At 63.7% G+C, this 17125-nt stretch carries 15 protein-coding genes and 1 pseudogene; 3 read left to right on the top strand and 13 right to left on the bottom strand.

Annotation, left to right across the window (positions count from 1 at the left end):
• The first annotated feature begins 36 nt into the window (after nt 1-36).
• On the top strand, nt 37-909 hold the full coding sequence (locus ACNKFW_RS12680) for a MurR/RpiR family transcriptional regulator (protein ID WP_036757890.1): 873 nt from the start codon (nt 37-39) through the stop codon (nt 907-909).
• Here the strand turns inward: ACNKFW_RS12680 and ACNKFW_RS12675 are convergent.
• From ACNKFW_RS12675 to ACNKFW_RS12645, 7 genes are all read right to left on the bottom strand, one after another.
• Nucleotides 906-1667, bottom strand: coding sequence for a sulfite exporter TauE/SafE family protein (locus ACNKFW_RS12675; protein ID WP_418025382.1), 762 nt, complete (start codon nt 1665-1667; stop codon nt 906-908). The two genes, ACNKFW_RS12680 and ACNKFW_RS12675, sit on opposite strands and share 4 nt — an antisense overlap.
• 60 nt (nt 1668-1727) lie before the next feature.
• The gene (locus ACNKFW_RS12670) at nt 1728-2741 is read right to left on the bottom strand and encodes an ABC transporter permease (RefSeq protein WP_418025380.1); all 1014 of its coding nucleotides are present in this window, start codon (nt 2739-2741) and stop codon (nt 1728-1730) included.
• 39 nt (nt 2742-2780) lie between these two features.
• Nucleotides 2781-4316 carry a sugar ABC transporter ATP-binding protein gene (locus ACNKFW_RS12665; protein WP_418025378.1) on the bottom strand — a complete coding sequence of 512 codons (1536 nt, stop codon included), beginning with the start codon at nt 4314-4316 and terminating at the stop codon, nt 2781-2783.
• Between the two features lie 82 nt (nt 4317-4398).
• Nucleotides 4399-5325: a sugar ABC transporter substrate-binding protein gene (locus ACNKFW_RS12660; protein WP_418025526.1), complete on the bottom strand. Its 927-nt coding sequence runs from the start codon at nt 5323-5325 to the stop codon at nt 4399-4401.
• A gap of 305 nt (nt 5326-5630) precedes the next feature.
• Nucleotides 5631-6587, bottom strand: a complete 957-nt coding sequence (locus ACNKFW_RS12655) for a Gfo/Idh/MocA family protein (RefSeq protein WP_418025376.1) — start codon at nt 6585-6587, stop codon at nt 5631-5633.
• Nucleotides 6588-6620: 33 nt separating this feature from the next.
• Nucleotides 6621-7559 carry a sugar ABC transporter substrate-binding protein gene (locus ACNKFW_RS12650; protein ID WP_418025374.1) on the bottom strand — a complete coding sequence of 313 codons (939 nt, stop codon included), beginning with the start codon at nt 7557-7559 and terminating at the stop codon, nt 6621-6623.
• A gap of 27 nt (nt 7560-7586) precedes the next feature.
• The gene (locus ACNKFW_RS12645; protein WP_418025372.1) at nt 7587-8783 is read right to left on the bottom strand and encodes a Gfo/Idh/MocA family protein; all 1197 of its coding nucleotides are present in this window, start codon (nt 8781-8783) and stop codon (nt 7587-7589) included.
• Between the two features lie 253 nt (nt 8784-9036).
• Between ACNKFW_RS12645 and ACNKFW_RS12640 the strand changes: the two genes are divergently transcribed.
• Nucleotides 9037-9924 (top strand): LysR family transcriptional regulator, encoded by an 888-nt coding sequence (locus ACNKFW_RS12640; RefSeq protein ID WP_418025370.1) that lies wholly within the window; start codon nt 9037-9039, stop codon nt 9922-9924.
• 42 nt (nt 9925-9966) lie between these two features.
• Nucleotides 9967-10709, top strand: a protein-coding gene (locus tag ACNKFW_RS12635; RefSeq protein WP_418025524.1) for an IS5 family transposase whose coding sequence is annotated in 2 segments (ribosomal slippage) — nt 9967-10288 and nt 10288-10709 — 744 coding nt in all. Because the reading frame shifts where the segments join, the coding sequence is not laid out codon by codon here.
• Nucleotides 10710-10727: 18 nt separating this feature from the next.
• On the opposite strand, the pseudogene ACNKFW_RS12630 reads toward ACNKFW_RS12635, so the two are convergent.
• The 6 genes and pseudogenes from ACNKFW_RS12630 to ACNKFW_RS12605 form a co-directional block, all read right to left on the bottom strand.
• Nucleotides 10728-10993, bottom strand: a pseudogene (locus tag ACNKFW_RS12630) (IS3 family transposase); the annotation flags it as partial.
• 79 nt (nt 10994-11072) lie between these two features.
• A complete protein-coding gene (locus ACNKFW_RS12625; RefSeq protein ID WP_418025368.1) occupies nt 11073-13106 on the bottom strand; it encodes a bifunctional 5-dehydro-2-deoxygluconokinase/5-dehydro-2-deoxyphosphogluconate aldolase in 2034 nt (677 codons plus the stop codon).
• A gap of 10 nt (nt 13107-13116) precedes the next feature.
• Entirely contained in the window at nt 13117-14574 is a 1458-nt protein-coding gene (locus ACNKFW_RS12620) for an NAD-dependent succinate-semialdehyde dehydrogenase (protein WP_418025366.1), read from the bottom strand.
• An 18-nt stretch (nt 14575-14592) separates the two neighbouring features.
• On the bottom strand, nt 14593-15189 hold the full coding sequence (locus tag ACNKFW_RS12615) for a glutathione S-transferase family protein (protein ID WP_418025364.1): 597 nt from the start codon (nt 15187-15189) through the stop codon (nt 14593-14595).
• On the bottom strand, nt 15189-16481 hold the full coding sequence (locus tag ACNKFW_RS12610) for a TRAP transporter large permease (RefSeq protein ID WP_081762281.1): 1293 nt from the start codon (nt 16479-16481) through the stop codon (nt 15189-15191). The genes ACNKFW_RS12615 and ACNKFW_RS12610 overlap by 1 nt, the downstream gene beginning before the upstream one ends.
• A gap of 36 nt (nt 16482-16517) precedes the next feature.
• Entirely contained in the window at nt 16518-17048 is a 531-nt protein-coding gene (locus ACNKFW_RS12605; RefSeq protein ID WP_197025590.1) for a TRAP transporter small permease, read from the bottom strand.
• Nucleotides 17049-17125: the final 77 nt, after the last annotated feature.

Genomic DNA, 17125 nt, shown 5'->3' with positions numbered 1-17125 from the left:
CAATAATTATTGCAGACTTGGCGGTAGAGGAACGCCATGCCAACAAGCCACCCGCCGCAGGATTACGAAGAGCTGATCCGCATCATCCATGATCGTCACGATCAGATGAGCAAGACCTATCAGCGCATCGCCGTCTATCTGACCCAGAACCCCAACGAAGTCGCCGTCCATTCGGTGAATGCCATCGCCGAACGCTGCGGCATCCACGCCTCGAGCTTCGTGCGCTTCGCGCAATCCCTGGGCTACAAGGGCTTCAAGGAATTGCAGGCGCTGTTCCAGAAGCGCCTGGCCACCGCCGCTCCGGGTTTCGAGGCCCGCGTCAAGGCGCTGGAAACCGAGCTGAAGGGCGCGGGCGACCCGACCGAGATCGGCTTCCTGCGCGATCTGGTGGTGCGCGACATCGCCTCGCTCCAGCAATTGCTGGACGAGGTGAACCCCGAGGATCTGGCGCTGGCCGCCGATCTGCTGGACCGTGCGGACATCATCTATCTGATCGGCCAGCTGCGCTCGTCGCCGGTGGTGGAGCTTCTGCGCTATGTGCTGACCATGCTGGGCAAGCGCTGCGTGCTCTTGGACCCCGGCGGCGGGCTGGCCACGCATATCGGCCGCACCATTCGCAAGACCGACGTTTTGCTGGCGGTCTCGTTTCGCTTCTATGCCAACGAGGTGGTGAACGTGGTCGAGGAGGCGGGCCAGAAAGGCATCGACATCATCGCCATCTCGGACAGCACGCTGTCGCCCCTAGCGCGGTGGGCGCGGGTGCTGTTCCCGGTGCCCGAGCACGACTACACCTTCTCGCGCTCGCTGGCTGCGCCGATGTGCCTGGCGCAGGCGCTGGTGGTGGCCGTGGCCGCCCGCGTGCAGCACAATGACGAGGATCCGCGCATCCCGACCGTGACCGGAACCTAGAGCCCGGCCAACCCGTCCCAGACCAGCTTGACCCCGACCAGCGCCACCGAGGCATAGGTGAAGGGATAGAAGATGCTGGCGCGCATGTGGCGAACCACCCAGCCCCCGAGCCAGGTCGCCCCTACCGCCAGCGGCAGCATGGCTGCGGCGCGGGCCAGGTTGTCGGAGCCGAACTCCCCCAGCGCGGCATAGGGGATCAGCTTCAGCGCATTGGTCACGGCAAAGAACATCACCGTGGTGCCGGTGAAGAGCTTCGGATCCAGCCGCAGCGGCATCATGTAGATCTGAAGGGGTGGCGCTCCGGCATGGGCGACGAAGCTGGTATAGCCGGCCAGCCCGCCCCAGAAGCGGGCGGCAGCCGGACGCGCGCCGGCAAGCGCGGCGCCCTGCCCCGTTCCGACAAGCGCGCGCGCCACGAAGGCCAGCGAAACCAACCCCACGACCAGGCGAACCGCCGAATCCGAGACCAGTTCGGCGCTGGCCCAGCCAATCCCGATGCCTGCGACCGCTCCGGGCATGATCCGACGCATGATCTGCCAATCGACCCAAGCCCGCCAGCTTGCCACGCTGACCACGTCCATCGCCACCAGCACCGGCAGCAGGATCGCCGCCGCCGTGACCGGGGGCATGACCAGGGCCATGAGCGGCACGCCGAGCAGGCTCATGCCGCCGAGGCCGCCCTTGGAAAGACCGACCAGGACGACGGCCAGCGCGGTCACGGCCAGTTCGGTCGGCGATGCGAAGATGGTCCAATGCATGGCGGTATCCATGAAAAAGGCCCGGAGCGAGGAGCTCCGGGCCCAAAGCCTGGGGGAAGGTCAGGCTTTCTTGCTGCGGGCGTTCTGGCGGAAGGTATCGGCCACCACGGCGGCGACGATGATCACGCCCTTGACGATCTCCTGATAGAAGGCATCGACCCGCAGGAAGGTGAAGCCCGACATCATCAGCCCCAGGATCAGCGTGCCGATCACCGTACCGAATATCCGCCCGCGCCCGCCGCTGAGCGAGGTGCCGCCGATCACGGCCGCGGCGATGGCGTCAAGCTCATACATCATGCCCATGCCGGCCTGAGCCGTTTCCGCACGGGCGGCGGTGACGATGCCGGCCAGCCCCGCCAGCAGCCCGGCGATGGCATAGACCTTGATCAGGTGGCGCTGCACGTTGATGCCCGAGACGCGCGCCGCCTGCGGGTTGGCGCCGATGGCATAGGTGAACTTGCCATAGCGGGTATAGCGCAGGGCGATATGGAAGATCAGCGCCACCGCCAGGAAGATGAAGACTGGCCAGGCGCCCGATCCGATCGCGGCGAAGCTGTCCGTGGGAAAGCTGATCGGCTGGCCCTTGGTATACCATTTGGCGATGCCGCGCGCCGTCACCATCATGCCGAGCGTAGCGATGAAAGGCGGAATTCCGGTCAGCGCGATCAGCGCGCCGTTGATCATGCCGGCGATCAGCCCAAGCCCAAGCCCGACGGCCAGCGGCAGGATGACCGGCAGGTCCGTCAGCGCCGGATACATGGCCCGCGCGTAATCGCCCGACTGCGCCACGCTCATGGTGATCATCGCCGTCATGGCGACGACCGAGCCGGACGACAGGTCGATGCCGCCGGTGATGATGACCTGCGTGACGCCGATGGCGATGATGCCCACGACCGAGACCTGCAGGATCATGATCGTCAGGCGACGGGTGTTCATCAGGAAGCTCTGGCCCTGGAAGATCCAGCCCAGGATCTCGAAGACCAGCGCGACGGCGACCAGCACCAGCAGAATGTTCAGTTCCTGCGGCAGGCCACGCCGCTGTCGCTTGACGGGTTCGATCTGCACATTGTCCATGATAATATTCCTCCTCGGGCGCCGGGCGCCGCGCGGGCCTCAGCGGGCCGCCAGTTCCATGATTTTCACCTGGGTCGCCTCGGCCCGGTCCAGGATCCCGGTCATATGGCCCTCGTGCATGACCATGATCCGGTCGGACATGCCCAGAACCTCGGGCAGTTCGGACGAGATCATGATGACGGCGACCCCCTGCTGCGCCAGGCGCGAGATCAGCCGGTGGATCTCGGCCTTGGCGCCGACGTCGATGCCGCGGGTCGGCTCGTCCAGGATCAGGATCTTCGGCTTGGTCAGCAGCCAGCGCGCGATCAGAACCTTCTGCTGGTTGCCCCCCGACAGGTTCTCGATCCGCTCGTCGAGGTTGGGGGTCTTGATCCGCAGCTTGTCCTTCATCTCGAGACAGAGATTGGTCATCCCCCGCTCATCGACGCAGCCCAGCTTGACATGGCCTTCATGCAAGGCTGCGATCTGCATGTTCTCGAGGATCGTGAGCGGCAGGAAGCAGCCGGTCGCCTTGCGGTCCTCGGTCAGCAGCGCCATTCCCTCGCGCATGGCATCGGCGGGTGAGGCGATGGTGACATCGCGGCCGGCGATGCGGATCTTGCCCTCGGTGGCCGGCGTCACGCCGAACAGCGCCTCTGCCACGTTCGAGCGGCCCGAGCCCACCAGGCCGGCCAGCCCGAGGATCTCGCCGCGGCGCAGATCGAAGGTGATACCGTGGAAGGTGCCCGGCAGCGAGAGGTTCTCGACCGACATGATCACGTCGCCGATTTCGGCCTCCTCCTTGGGGAACATCTCGGTAATCTCGCGCCCGACCATCATGCGGATGATGTCGTCGCGGGTCACGTCGGTGCTGGTATGGGTGCCGACATACTTGCCGTCTCGGAAGACCGAGAACTCGTCGGCGATCTCGAACAGCTCGTTCATCTTGTGGGTGATGTAGACGATGGCCACGCCGCGCGCCTTCAGGTCGCGGATGATCTCGAACAGGTGGTCGACCTCGGTTTCGGTGATCGCCGAAGTCGGTTCGTCCATGATCAGCACCTGGGAACGATGGCTGACCGCCTTGGCGATCTCGACCATCTGCCGCTGCGCGACGGTCAGGGTGCTGATCTGCGCGGTCGGATCGATCTTGAGCCGAAGCTGCGCGAACAGCTCCCGAGTCATCTCGGTCATCTTGCGGTGGTCGATCAGGCCGAGCGCATTTTTCGGCTCGCGCCGGATCCAGATGTTTTCGGCGACCGTCATCCAGTCCATCAGCGCCAGTTCCTGATGGATCATCGCGATGCCCTGTTCCAGCGCATCGAGCGGGCTGGACAGAACGACCTCCTCGCCGCGCAGGCGGATGGTGCCGCGGTCGGGCGTGTAAATGCCGGCGATGATCTTCATCAGCGTGGACTTGCCTGCGCCGTTCTCGCCCATCAGCGCGTGAACCGAGCCCGGACGTAGCCGGAACTGCACATCATCCAGCGCCACAACGCCAGGAAACTCCTTCCGAATACCCTCGATTTCAAGGATATAGGGCAGGCTCTTTTCCTTGTAGCGTTCGATCGCCTCCAGTGTGGTCTTCGAAACCATCTTCCCCCCGAAAGACTGTCAGGGGACGCGGCCCCCGGATTGAGGTCCGGGCATCCGGTGCGCGACCGAATGCCCGCCCGGATCAGTTCTGCGTCTTGTATTCGGCGACGTTCTCGGGCGTGACCAGCTCAAAGGGAACGGCCACGCGCGGCTCGAACGCCTCGCCGCGGGCGATCTTCAGGACGGTGTCCAGCGCACCCTCGCCCTGGCCCTTGGCGGACTGATAGACGGTGACGTCCAGATCCCCCGCCTCCAGCGCCGCCAGCGCGTCCTGCGTGGCATCGACGCCGCCGACGATCACATCGTCCATCGAGATCCCCGATGCCTTGAGCGCCTGAACCGCACCAAGCGCCATCTCATCATTGTTCGAGAACACGGCATCGGGCTGCATCCCCGAGGTCAGCCAGTTGGTCATCAGGTCCAGCGCCGGGGTTCGCATCCAGTTCGCGGATTGCGAGTCGAGCACGTTGATGCCCTTGCATTCATCCGATTGCAGCACGCGTTCGACCGCCGCGGTGCGCCCGCGCTGCCCGGTGGTGCCAAGCTGGCCCATCAGGATGACCGCATCGCCCTCGCCGCCCATCAGCTTGCACATCTCGGTCGCCTGCAGTTCGCCCGCCTGCTCTTCGTCCGAGCCGACCCAGGCCTGTTTTTCCGGGAACTCGTCCATGTTGGCGGGCAGCATGTTGACGAAGACCAGCGGCACGCCCGCCCGGTCGGCGATGCGCGACATGGCCTGGCCGGAATCGGCGTCGACCAGCATCACGATGATGCCGTCCACGCCCGAGGCGACGAAATTCTCGATCTGGGACTGCTGGCGGGCGATGTCGCCCTGGGCATCCTCCATCTGCACGGTAACGCCCAGATCGCCGGCGTGGCGCTGGATGTTCTGACGCAGCACGGTCAGGTAGTTGTCGTCGAAGAGCGACATCGCAACGCCAATGGTCTCGGCCTGAACCGTGCCTGCCATCAGCGCACAGAATGCGGTGGCCGTCGCGAATTTCTTGATCATGTGGTCTTTCCTCCTCCTGTTACCTCCGTCCGATCTTCTCATGTCGGACGAAGCCAAAACCTCGATGCGACAAGGCAATATCAAGCCGTTGGCAGAACCACTGTTCCGCCGCATCCATTCCGACCTGATGACGACCTCCCGCCATGTCCGAGAACCGTGAGCGATGCGCGTCCCGCATCTTGCCCCTGGCCACCGCGAGCCAGGGATTCCCTGCCTCGACATTGACCATAGCCCCTCTGCAACGTGATTGCAATAAAAATTGCAGATACGAAATACAGCAACAAACGCTCTCTCGCGCATGTTTACATGCGAGGCGCCAGCGGCCCCCCGCCTGCTGGCAGATGCTCGACCAACTGCTGGCAATAGCCGGTCGCCAGAAGACCGTCGCGGGCCGTCGCCATGTCCTTGCAGGGCCGGCCGGAACGGCATGCCCGCACCCAGGCCTGATCCTGCAAGCGATAGCTGTCGGCAAAGCGCCCGATCCAGTCGGGCGAATATCCGGCCTGCATCGCACCGCCGCGCCGCAATCGCACCTGCGCCGGTTCGGCCATGGCCACCGTCCCCTCGCGGCCGACGATCTCGGCACGGACGTGGTAGCCATAGGCGGCGTTCATGAACATCTCGACCGAGACGACCGCACCGCGATCCGTGTGCAATTCGGCCAGCAGCATGTCGCCGGCATCGCCAACCTGCGTCAGGCTTGCCGAGGTGTATTCGGTGTCCAGCAACCAGCGGCAGATGTCGATCTCATGCACCATGGCATTGGTAACGATCATCGGGCCGTCGAACCAACGCGGTGCCTCGCGATTTCGATGCATGCAATGTATCAGCAAGGGCGCGCCGATCCGGCCCGCGTCCAAGGCGGCTTTCATGTCGCGATAGGCGGGATCGAAGCGGCGCATGAAGCCGACGCTGACCAGGTTGCGGCCCGCATCGGCCTCGACGATCTCGCGGCATTGCGCGACGGTCGAGGCCAGAGGCTTTTCGCAGAGCACGGGCTTGCCCAGGCGTATCGCCGCCATGACCAGGTCATGGTGGACGGCATCCGGGGCGGCGACCAGCACCGCCTCGACCGCGTCGCTTTCGATCAGCGGCAGTCCTTCGGCAAAGACCTGCGCGCCATATGCAGATGCGCCTGCCCGCGCCGGATCGGGGTCGGAAACCGCAACCAGCCGCGTCCCCGAAATCTCCTCGGCGAAAAGGCGGGCATGAAACCCGCCCATGACACCGGCGCCGATCACGCCAACGGCCAGGCTCATCTGCCATCCCTCCGCATGGCGAGATGGCCGGTTTCAGCGCGCCAGATAGTCATCGACATTCTCGGGAGTCACGAGTTCGAACGGGATATAGACGGCGCGCTCTGCCAGTTCCTCACCCCGCGCCATGGCGGCGGCGACCTCCAGCCCCTTGCGCCCCTGCCCCGCCGCGTCCTGGAATACGGTCAGGTCGATGTCGCCAGCCTTCAGCGCCATCAGCGCGTCCGGCGTCGCGTCGATGCCGGCCACGACGACATCCTGGGGGTCGACCATTGCGGCCTTCAGCGCCTGCGCAGCACCGATGGCCATTTCGTCGTTGTTGGCAAAGATCACGTCCGGCGTCAGCCCGGCGGTCAGCCAATTCGAGACCAGATCCGACGCCTTGCTGCGCGACCAGTCCGCGACCTGCATGTCCTCGATCTTCACGAAATCGCAGCCGGGCGTCTTGACGAAGTCCTGCACCGTCTCGGTCCGCACGCGGCCGGCCTGGATGAATAGGTCGCCCGCCAGGATGGCGCCTTTCGCCTCGCCGTTACCGATCTTTTCCTTGACGAGGCGGCAAGCCTCGGTGGCCTGGATCGTGCCCGCATCGACCTCACGCGAGCCGACGAAGGCTTCCAGCGGCCCGAGGCTCTCTACATTCGGCGGTTCGCGATTGATATTCACGATGGGAATGCCGGCATCGTTCGCCATCTTGTCCATCTGGGTGATCGCATCGGAATCCACCGCGACCACGATGATCGCGTCGACCCCGGAGGAGATGAAATTCTGGATCTGGCTCAACTGCCGGGGCACATCGTTTTGCGCATCCTCGAATTGCAAGGTGACACCCTCGGCTCGGCCCGCCTCTTCGATGCCCTGGCGCAGGATGGTCAGGAAATTGTTGTCGAATTGCGCCATTGCGACGCCGATTTCCTGCGCCTGCGCACCGAATGCCGTCATCGCGAAAGCGGTGGTGATCATCAGTCGTTTCATGTGGTTCCTCCTCCTCGTGTTCTTCCGTCAGGCGTCGAAGGCGCAGGATACCCACGCCCCGCCTTCGGCATTCGAGCGGATCGCGGCCTGGATGAAGGCAACGCCCGCAGCGCCCTCCTCCAGCCCCGGATAGGCCAGCAGCCCGTCCGGCAGATCGCGCCCTTCGCGGCGGGCCTCGATGGCGATGGCGAATTCCTCGTAGAGATTGCCCCAGGCGTCCGAGAGCGCTTCGGGATGGCCGCGCGGCATGTGGACAAAGCGCGCGGCATCCGACAGCATCCCTGCGCCATGCCCGCGCGAAATGCGGATATGCGGTGCATTGAAGGGTCGGTGATGCAGGTATTCCGGGTTCTCCTGATCCCATTCCAGCGTGCCCTCGGTTCCCGAGATGCGGATGCGCAGCCCGCAGCTTGCCCCCGCCGCCGCCTGTGAGATCAGCAGCGTGCCGGGCACGCCGCCCTGAAAGCGGCAGGTCATGAAGACGGTGTCCTCCAGCGGCTGATCGGCGCCCAGTCGGTGAAACTCGGCGCGCAATTCGATCATGCGCAGATCCGATACGAACTCTGCCAGATGGTGGGCATGGGTGCCGATATCTGCCGTGGTCGCGGCGCCCCCCACCTTGGCGGGATCCTGCCGCCAGGGCGTGCCGGACCATGCGGCATCGGCGGGCAGCAATGCCATTTCCTGGAAATACTCGACATGGATCTGCGTGACCTTGCCGATGACACCCTCGCGCACCATCTGCCGGGCCTGCCGCACCATCGCATGGGCTGCGAAGGAATAGGTCACGCCGAAGATCAACCCGGTTTCGCGCTGTCTGTCGATCAGCGCCCGCGCCTCGTCCAGCGTATTGACCAGCGGCTTGTCGCAGATCACGTCGATGCCCGCATCCATGAAAGCAATGGCGACCGGAAAATGCAGATGGTTCGGGACGGTGATCGCCACAGCGTCGATGCCGTCCGGCCGCGCCGCCTCGGCCCGCGCCATCTCGCGCCAGTCAGTATAGCTGCGATCTGGATCGAGCCCCCAGTCGCGGCCCGATGCCAGCGCGACCTCGGGGCGCGAGGACAGCGCGCCTGCGACGATCTGCCAGCGATCCGACAGCCGCGCACCCCGCGCATGGACCTGCCCGATGAACGCACCCGCGCCGCCGCCCACGACCCCAAGGCGCAGCTTCCGGCCCATGGCGGGGAAGGCTCCCGCAAGGTCGGCACTCTTTGACATTGGCTTCCTCCTCAAGGTGATTCCCAGTTCTCTCCGGCAATAGAAAGCGCGGATCGACCGTGATCGCAACAACTATTGCAATATCTCATGGATCGGTGTTTCTGTTGCGGTGGAGGATTTCACATGCAGCAGAATCAGCAGCCGAACCCGCTTCGGCTGGATGGAATTGCACATGCCTATGGCCCGAACAGGGTGTCGAGCGGACTTATGAACTCATCTTAAGCACACTGCGGAGAAGAAAGGAAAATAAGCCATGGACCTTCGTCATCTTCGACATGTTGTTGCGACGGCACGGAATGGCAGTTTCAGCGCAGCGGCACTGGAGCTGGACGTCAAACAACCGATCGTAAGCCGCCGGATCCGTGAGCTTGAGGAACAGCTTGGCGTCGCCCTGTTCGACCGCTCGACGGCGGGGGCAAAGCTGACCCCCGTCGGCGAGGATTTCGCAATCATGGCCGGACGCATTCTGGACGATCTCCAGCGCCTGACCGACCGCACACAGGCGGCAGTGCAGGGCCGGAGGGGCAGGGTAGTGCTCGGGTTTTATAAATCGCTGTCTTCGGGGAATCTGCGCTTTGTCCTGCGCCGGTTTCGCGAGAATCACCTCGATATCGGCCTCGACCTGCGAGAGGCGCCTTTCGTCGAACTGATAGCCGATCTCCATTCCGGAAAGCTGGATGTTGCTGTCATCCTCGGCGATCCGGACCGCTGTCCTGTGCTGAACACCATGGCGATCGGCACCGAGCAATTGATGGTCGCGCTGCCGGAGGACCATCCGCTAGCCGAAAAGCCATTCGTCTACTGGCCCGACCTGAAGGGAGAAAAATTTCTGACATCGCATCGGGATCCCGGCCCCGACATCCGCAACATCCTGATCGCTAAGCTTGCCGCGCCATCAGACGGACCCGAGATCGTCAGCCTGCATCTGAGCCGCGAAAGTATTCTCAGCCTGGTGGGAGCTGGGGAGGGCATCAGCCTGCAATGCGAATGCGCGAGCGGCCTGACCGGCCTTGGGGCGGTGTTCCGACCGGTGCATGACGGCAATGGCGCAACCCGGATCGGTTACATCGCCTGCTGGCATCCCGAGAACGGCAACCCGGCTCTACAGACCTTTCTGGAGGCGTTGCGGCCGGAGATGTGAGTTGCGCAACAATGGGCTTCGCGCCTCTTGCGCCCGAAAACCGTGCCGCGCGTTCCTGTATCTTTGTGGCGGCTTCAACCGTTCTTTCCCAAGGTGCGAGGCCGTGCGCGATCCGACGACTGCAAGGTGCTGAGCGGGATCATCTACGTCAAGCGGTATGGGCTGCGATGGCAAGATGCGCCCTCGGTCTACGGTCCCTACAAGACCCTGTACAACCGGTTTGCCCGCTGGTCCCGGATGGGCATCTTCGCACGCATATTTCAGGAACTGGTGCAACCCGGCAGCCATGGCGACACGCTGATGATCGACAGCACCTTCATGAAAGCACACCGCACCGCAGCAAGCCTGCGAAAAAAAGGGATCGTCCGAGGGCGATCGGGCGCACGAAGGGCGGCCTTAACTCCAAACTGCACATGCTCAGCGATGGCAAGGGGCGCCCTTTGGACTTCTTCCTTTCTCCCGGCCAGATGGCCGACAGTCGGGGTGCCCTCGTGTTGCTGCGCCATCTGCCGCCAGCCAGGCACTTCCTGGGCGACAAGGCCTATGACGCCGACTGGTTGCGCGACGACCTCAAGGGCCGCAGTATCGGCCCCTGTATCCCGCCCAGGAAGAAACGCAGGAAACCGGCCAGATACAACAAGCGCCTTTATCGCAGGCGCTACCGCATCGAGAATGCCTTCGGTCGTCTGAAGGACTGGCGCGGCATTGCTACCCGCTACGAGAGATGCGGCGACATCTTCCTCAACGCTATCATCCTCGCCGCGATCATCATCTTCTGGATCTAAAATTTATAGGGATCGACCCTAGACGCCTTCGCGTCTCAACATCCGCTGCAGTTCGAACTCCACAGGCGACAGCATCCCGTTTCTCGCGTGCTTGCGTTTCGGGTTGTAGAACATCTCGATGTAATCGAACACGTCCTGCCTGCCGCTTCGCGCGTCCGGTAAGTTCTGCGCCTGATCCTTTCACGCTTGAGCAGGTTGAAGAAGCTTTCGGCAACCGCATTGTCATGACAGTTGCCGCGGCGGCTCATCGAATGCTCAAGATTGTGGGCGCACAAGAGTGAGCGGGGGAACGCCACCGGTCAACGCGGCAATGGCCGCTTCCAGCTTGCGATCACAGTCCTCGATCTTGGCCTGGTCCGGCGCCTAACGGGTGTTATGGAGCACGTCAGGAACGGCGTCCGAATCCGTGCGATCTGCCGACCTCGAGGAACCAATTCCACAACTTTGCTTAGATTGTAAGGTCGTGCTTGAAGGCCAGCTCGCCACCTGCGCGCCCGCCCGCGCCTTGTCCCAGATGCCGCAAAGCCGGCCGTATCGGCGGGCCATCTCCTCGACCGCCTCGCCGTCGGTCAGGTCGCCGTCCAGCCAGGCCTGCGCCACCACGCCGAAGATGGTGCGCCCGACCGCGAACCCCTTGACCAGGGGAAAGGCGGCGGCGACCGCAAAGCTGTCGGCCAGTTCCGCCTCGGGCGCATCGAGGCCCAGAACCACGATGCCGCGGGTATAGGGGTCGTTCTCCTCGATCGCGGCAATGGCCTTGCGCCAGGCTACAGGCGAGGTCATCGGCACCAGCTTCCACCAGTCGGGGAAGACGCCTGCCGCGTAGAATTGCCGGATCAGGGTGGCGGTGGTCTCGTTGTCCACAGGGCCGACCTTGGACGGAATGATCTCGAGCAGGAATTCCAGGCCGTTGCGGCGTGCGGCCTGGAACAGGCGCTTGACGGTTTCCTCCTGCCCGGCCCGCGTGGCTTCGTCGTCGTCGGGGTGGCAGAAGCACAGCACCTTGACCACGTTCTCGCGCGCCCAAGCCTCCAGCCCGCCGCAGTCGGCGCCCAGTTCCGGTTCCAGTTCCAACGGCCGCGATCCCGGCCATTCGGCGGGCCGCCCGATCCAGAGGCCGGTGCCCGAGGCCGCGTGCAGCGCGTCGCGCCCGATGCGGTTGTCGCAGAGGACTCCATATCCGGGCTTGCCACCCTTGACCTGCAGCGCGGCCTGCAGGCAGAGTTGCTTGAAGGCGCCGCCCTTTTGCGGCGTATAGCCCGGCATCTGTTCCAGCTGCATCCGGTGGTCGAAGGCAAAGACCCGCATCGTGGACCAGTCGCCGCCCGTGCGGCGCTGGCGGTTGGTGGCCCAGTGGACCTGTTCCAATTCGGGGTCGTTCCTCAGATCGGGGCGGATCACGCCGCGCCGCAGGAAGAATTCCAGCTCGGCCAAGCTGGGATAGGCGGGGGTGCAGCCGTGGCGGCTCACGGCAAGCGCGCCGCAGGCATTGGCGTATTCAAGCGCCTTGGGCCAGGGCTCGCCATCCAGCCAGCCCTTCATCAGGCCGGAAAAGAAGCCGTCGCCCGCGCCCAGCACGTTGAACACCTCGATCGGAAAGCCCGGTCCCGCTTCGCCTTTGTCCAGGCTGTCGGGGATGGGGCCAGTAAAGGCCACGGCGCCCGCCGCCCCCCGCTTGCAGACCAGCGTTGCGTCGGTGACGCCGCGCACCGCCCGCAGCGCGGCCACCGTTTCGGTGGTGCCGCCGGCGATATGAAACTCTTCCTCGGTGCCCACGATCAGGTCGAACAGGTGCAGCGTCCCCTGCAGCTTGGCAGTCACCGCCGCGCTCTCCACGAAGCGGCTTTCGCCGTCACCATGCCCCGCCAAACCCCAGAGGTTCGGACGATAGTCGATGTCGAGCGCCGTCCGGGCGCCGTGCTGTCGGGCCAGCCGCAGCGCCTTAACGACGGCGGCTTCGGTACGCGGATGGGACAGATGCGTGCCGGTCGCCAGCACCGCGCGGGCGTCGGCGATCAGCGATTCATCGATGTCCTCCTCGCAAAGCGCCATGTCCGCGCAGTCACTGCGATAGAAGATCAGCGGGAACTGTGCCTCGTCGCGAATCCCCAGGATCACCAGGGCGGTCAGCCGCTCGGGGTCGGTCGCGACGCCGCGCAGGTCCACGCCCTCGCGCACCAGCTGCTCGCGGATGAAGCGGCCCATATGCTCGTCGCCCACCCGCGTGATCAGCCCCGACCGCAGCCCCAGCCGCGCCGTCCCGCAGGCGATGTTCGTAGGACTGCCGCCGATATACTTGCGGAACGAGCCCATGTCCTCCAGCCGCCCGCCCACCTGCGCGCCATACAGATCGACGCCCGCGCGGCCGATAGTGATCAGGTCAAGGGATTTGGTCATGGGATCGGTGTCAGAGCGAAAGGCAGACATATTTCAGCTCCAAGAAGTCATCGATGCCGTATTTCGATCCCTCGCGCCCCAAGCCCGAGCTTTTGATGCCGCCAAAAGGAGCTTCAGGGGTCGAGATGAGACCGGTATTGACGCCGACCATCCCCGCCTCCAGCTGTTCCATCACGCGCCAGACCCGGCTGAGATTCTGTGCATAGAAATAGGATGCCAGGCCGAACTCGGTGTCATTGGCAAGCCCGATGCCCTCTTCTTCAGTCTCGAAGCGGATCAGCGGAGCCAGCGGACCGAAGGTTTCCTCGGTCATCACGGCCATGCCTGGCCGCACATCTGTAAGCACGGTCGGCTGGAAGTAGCTGCCCCCTTTGTCGTGCCGCTTGCCACCCGTCAGCAGACGCGCGCCTGCAGAAAGGGCATTGGCGACATGCTCCTCGACCTTGGTCACGGCACTGGTGTCGATCAGCGGTCCGATCTCGGTTCCTTGCTCGCGACCGTCGCCTACCTTCAATACCGCGACCCGCCGCGCCAACTTTTCGGCAAAGGCGTCGTGGACACTGGCCTGAACCAGAATCCGGCTGGCACAGACACAGGTTTGCCCGCCGTTTCGGAACTTGGCGATCATCGCCCCCTCGACGGCGGCGTCCAGATCAGCATCGTCGAAGACCAGGAATGGAGCGTTTCCGCCAAGTTCCAACCCTAGTTTTTTGATCTGCCCGGCCGATTGCCGCATCAGGATCTCGCCCACGCGGGTCGAGCCGGTAAAGGTGATCTTTCGTACCACCGGATGTTCGCAGAACAACCGACCCATTCCCGCACTGTCGGACGAGGGCACCACGCTGAATACGCCCTTAGGGATACCCGCACGATGTGCCAGTTCCGCCATGGCCAGGGCCGACAGGGGCGTCTGAGCGGCGGGCCGTGCCACGAAGGTGCAGCCTGCGGCCAATGCGGGGGCAACCTTGCGCGCGATCATGGCATTCGGGAAATTCCACGGCGTGATCGAGGCAACGACGCCGATCGGCTGCTTCAGGACCAGTAGCCGCTTGTCTGGCTGGTGGCCCGGAATCGTATCGCCGTAAACCCGCCTCGCCTCTTCGGCGAACCAGTAGAGGAAGGAGGCGCCATAAGCGATCTCTCCCCTTGCCTCGGCCAGGGGTTTGCCCATTTCCGAGGTCAGAAGCAGTGCAAGATCGTCCTGCGCCGCCATCATCAGGTCAGCCCAGCGGCGGATCAGATCGCTGCGGTCCTTGGCGGTACGCGCCGCCCAAGCGGCGCCGGCTGCTTGGGCGGCGAGGATCGCCCGTTCCGCCTCGGTAGGGGTTAGGTCGGCAACATCAACCAAATGCGCTCCCGTTGCCGGATCCGTCACAGCAAGATGGCGATCCGTCCCCTGCCATCTGCCGTCGATATATGCGTCCGTCCGCAGAAGCGCGGGATCGGACAGACTCGCCTTCAAGTCCATGTCGGTCCTCCTGCCGTCTTATTCCGGCCTGGTGGCGTGAAACGCCCCTCGTTCGTTCATCACATCGGCAAACGAAGCCAACGCCGGGAAATCTTCTCGCCAGCCCAACTGCGGATAACGGAAGTCCAGATAGGCCAGAGCGCAACCCGTCGCGATATCGCCGATATCGGGGTTGTCAGGATTGCCGCCATCCTCGGACATCGCGATCAGAGCGCGCGCAACTTTTTCCATCTGACCATCGATCCAGTCGCCCCACCGAAATTCCTCCGGGCGCAGCGTCACCTCGTACCGCGCCAGCAGGGCGGCCTCAATCAGGCCGTCCGCCAAGGCCTCGCGCCGCAAGGCGCGCCACAAGCCTGCACCTTCGGGATACATCGTAGTGCCATGGCCCAGATAACGGCAGATCACTGCGCTGTCGTAGAGGACCTCGCCCGAAGAGATGCGCAGTGCAGGGATCTTGCCTAATGGGTTGGCACCCAACAGCTCTGCCGACGGAGCGACCGGACTGGCAAACACCGGGGCTAGTTCCAGGTCCTGCCCGACCTCTTGTGCGACGACGCGGACCTTGCGAACGAAGGGAGAAGGCGCGGCATAGTAAAGCGTGCAAGTTTGCATCACAGGAACAACCTTGGCAGAAGCAACGAGATGGACGGGATCAGCGTCAGCAACAGCAACGCGACGACCAGCGCCAGAAAGAACGGCCATGCCTGGCGGACGTAGTCCTCGATCCTGACCTTGGCGATCGCGATGGTGATGAACATCATCGTGCCCACGGGCGGCGTAAAGCCCGCGATGGTCAGGTTGACGGCCATGACGATGCCGAAATGGACCGGGTCGATGCCCATCTGGTTGGCGACCGGCAGCAGCAGCGGCGTCATCAGGATGATCGCCGAGCCGCCTTCGAAGAACAGGCCGATGAACAGCAGCAGCAGGTTGACCACCAGCAGGAACACGATCGGGCTGTCGATCGAGGACATCAGCATGGACGAGAATGCGGCGGGGATCCCCTCCCACGTCAGATAAGTGGCGAAGGCGTTGGCCGCACAAATGATGAACATTACGCCGGCCGTGGCCACCACCGACTCTTCGACAATGGTTCCAAGATGGCTCCATTTCAGTTCGCGGTAAACGACAGCGCCGACGAACAGCGCATAGACAATGGCCACCGCGCCCGCCTCGGTCGGGGTGAAGACGCCGAAGCGCAGCCCCATGATGATGCCAAAGGGCAGCATCAACGCCCAGACGCTGCGAACCAGCTGCATCCCGATTTCCTTCAGGCCGGCACGGCTGTCGCGGGAAGGGGCATAACCCTTGTAACGCGACACGATGGACACGGTGATCATCAGGATAACGGTCAGCAGCAGGCCCGGCAGGAAGCCCGCCATGAACATCCGCGCCACGGAGACATCGGCCACCAAGGCAAACAGGATCAGGATGATACCCGGCGGAATGATCGGCGTGATGCAGGCCGACGCCGCCGTCACCACCGTCGAAAAGGCGCGGTTATAGCCCAGCCGCTCCATTTCCGGGACGATCATCTTGGTCTGCATGGCGGCGTCGGCATTGGCCGATCCCGAAAGGCCGCCCATCATTGCAGACAGCGCCACGTTGACCTGCGCCATGCCGCCGCGCATGTGCCCGAACAGCAGTTCCGCCAGCTTCATCAACCGGGTCGTGATGCCCGCATAGTTGAAGACGACACCTGCACAGGTGAAGAACGGAATGGCCAGATAGGGGAAGCTTTCCATTGAAGCGACCATCGTCTGGATCATCGCCTCCTGGGGCATGAAGGTGTTGACGAAGCCGAAATAGATGGCCGTTGCGACTAGCAGCGCCAGCGCGATTGGCACCCGCAGCGCGAACATGACGAACAGCGCAATGACCGGCGAATAGGACAGCAGGGTCATGTCAGGTTCCTTGATTGGTGACGAAGCGTTCCGATCTCACATCGATGAGCTTTTGAGTGCTGTCTCAGGGTCGGAAGCGTCGATCATGGCGGGCGCCCGAAGGTTCTGAGCGAAGTGCACCGCAGAATAGATGGCCATCAGCACAAAGGCCACCAGCGGAGCGAGGTTTATCCAGAAGTAGGGTATTTCCAGAACTGCCGTGCGCCGGACGAAACCTCCGCTCGCCAGAATCCACGACAACCAGGCAAGCCACAGATTGGCGGCGACCATGAACAAATCTACCAGCAGCGACAGACCCCGCTGCATGCGCCGCGGGAACAGCGTAAAGGCAACATCGACCGAGATCAGCGCGCGGGTCCGGTAAAGCCAAGGCACAGCCGCAAAGGTCGCCCAGGTAAACCCAAGATAGGCCAGTTCCTCGGTGAACAGCACGCTGGTCTGAAAGAAATAGCGCAGGAACACGTTGATCACCACGACGCCGGTCATCACGACAAAGAAGATGCCTGCGACCACCAATTCCAGATTTCCTGCGATCCGCCGCATGCTCGGCAGGTTTGCTTCTTGCATCTTGAACCCCTTCTGCGCCATCTGCGCGGGCATTACCTGCCCGTCCGCCCTCGGCATTGATGCCGGGGCGAACAGGA

It is taken from the genome of Paracoccus sp. TD-10, assembly GCF_048270675.1.
GTDB lineage: Bacteria > Pseudomonadota > Alphaproteobacteria > Rhodobacterales > Rhodobacteraceae > Paracoccus > Paracoccus pantotrophus.
Note: the sequence above shows the minus strand (reverse complement) of the source record. Positions and strands in the feature narration are given on the sequence as shown.

Bases quoted from the DNA above. Each gene is read 5' to 3' on its own strand.
- ACNKFW_RS12645 (WP_418025372.1), bottom strand. From the start codon at position 8,783: ATGTCAAAGAGTGCCGACCTTGCGGGAGCCTTCCCCGCCATGGGCCGG.
- ACNKFW_RS12655 (WP_418025376.1), bottom strand. From the start codon at position 6,587: ATGAGCCTGGCCGTTGGCGTGATCGGCGCCGGTGTCATGGGCGGGTTT.
- ACNKFW_RS12650 (WP_418025374.1), bottom strand. From the start codon at position 7,559: ATGAAACGACTGATGATCACCACCGCTTTCGCGATGACGGCATTCGGT.
- ACNKFW_RS12615 (WP_418025364.1), bottom strand. From the start codon at position 15,189: ATGCAAACTTGCACGCTTTACTATGCCGCGCCTTCTCCCTTCGTTCGC.
- ACNKFW_RS12640 (WP_418025370.1), top strand. From the start codon at position 9,037: ATGGACCTTCGTCATCTTCGACATGTTGTTGCGACGGCACGGAATGGC.
- ACNKFW_RS12670 (WP_418025380.1), bottom strand. From the start codon at position 2,741: ATGGACAATGTGCAGATCGAACCCGTCAAGCGACAGCGGCGTGGCCTG.
- ACNKFW_RS12665 (WP_418025378.1), bottom strand. From the start codon at position 4,316: ATGGTTTCGAAGACCACACTGGAGGCGATCGAACGCTACAAGGAAAAG.
- ACNKFW_RS12680 (WP_036757890.1), top strand. From the start codon at position 37: ATGCCAACAAGCCACCCGCCGCAGGATTACGAAGAGCTGATCCGCATC.
- ACNKFW_RS12605 (WP_197025590.1), bottom strand. From the start codon at position 17,048: ATGCAAGAAGCAAACCTGCCGAGCATGCGGCGGATCGCAGGAAATCTG.
- ACNKFW_RS12625 (WP_418025368.1), bottom strand. From the start codon at position 13,106: ATGACCAAATCCCTTGACCTGATCACTATCGGCCGCGCGGGCGTCGAT.
- ACNKFW_RS12620 (WP_418025366.1), bottom strand. From the start codon at position 14,574: ATGGACTTGAAGGCGAGTCTGTCCGATCCCGCGCTTCTGCGGACGGAC.
- ACNKFW_RS12610 (WP_081762281.1), bottom strand. From the start codon at position 16,481: ATGACCCTGCTGTCCTATTCGCCGGTCATTGCGCTGTTCGTCATGTTC.
- ACNKFW_RS12675 (WP_418025382.1), bottom strand. From the start codon at position 1,667: ATGCATTGGACCATCTTCGCATCGCCGACCGAACTGGCCGTGACCGCG.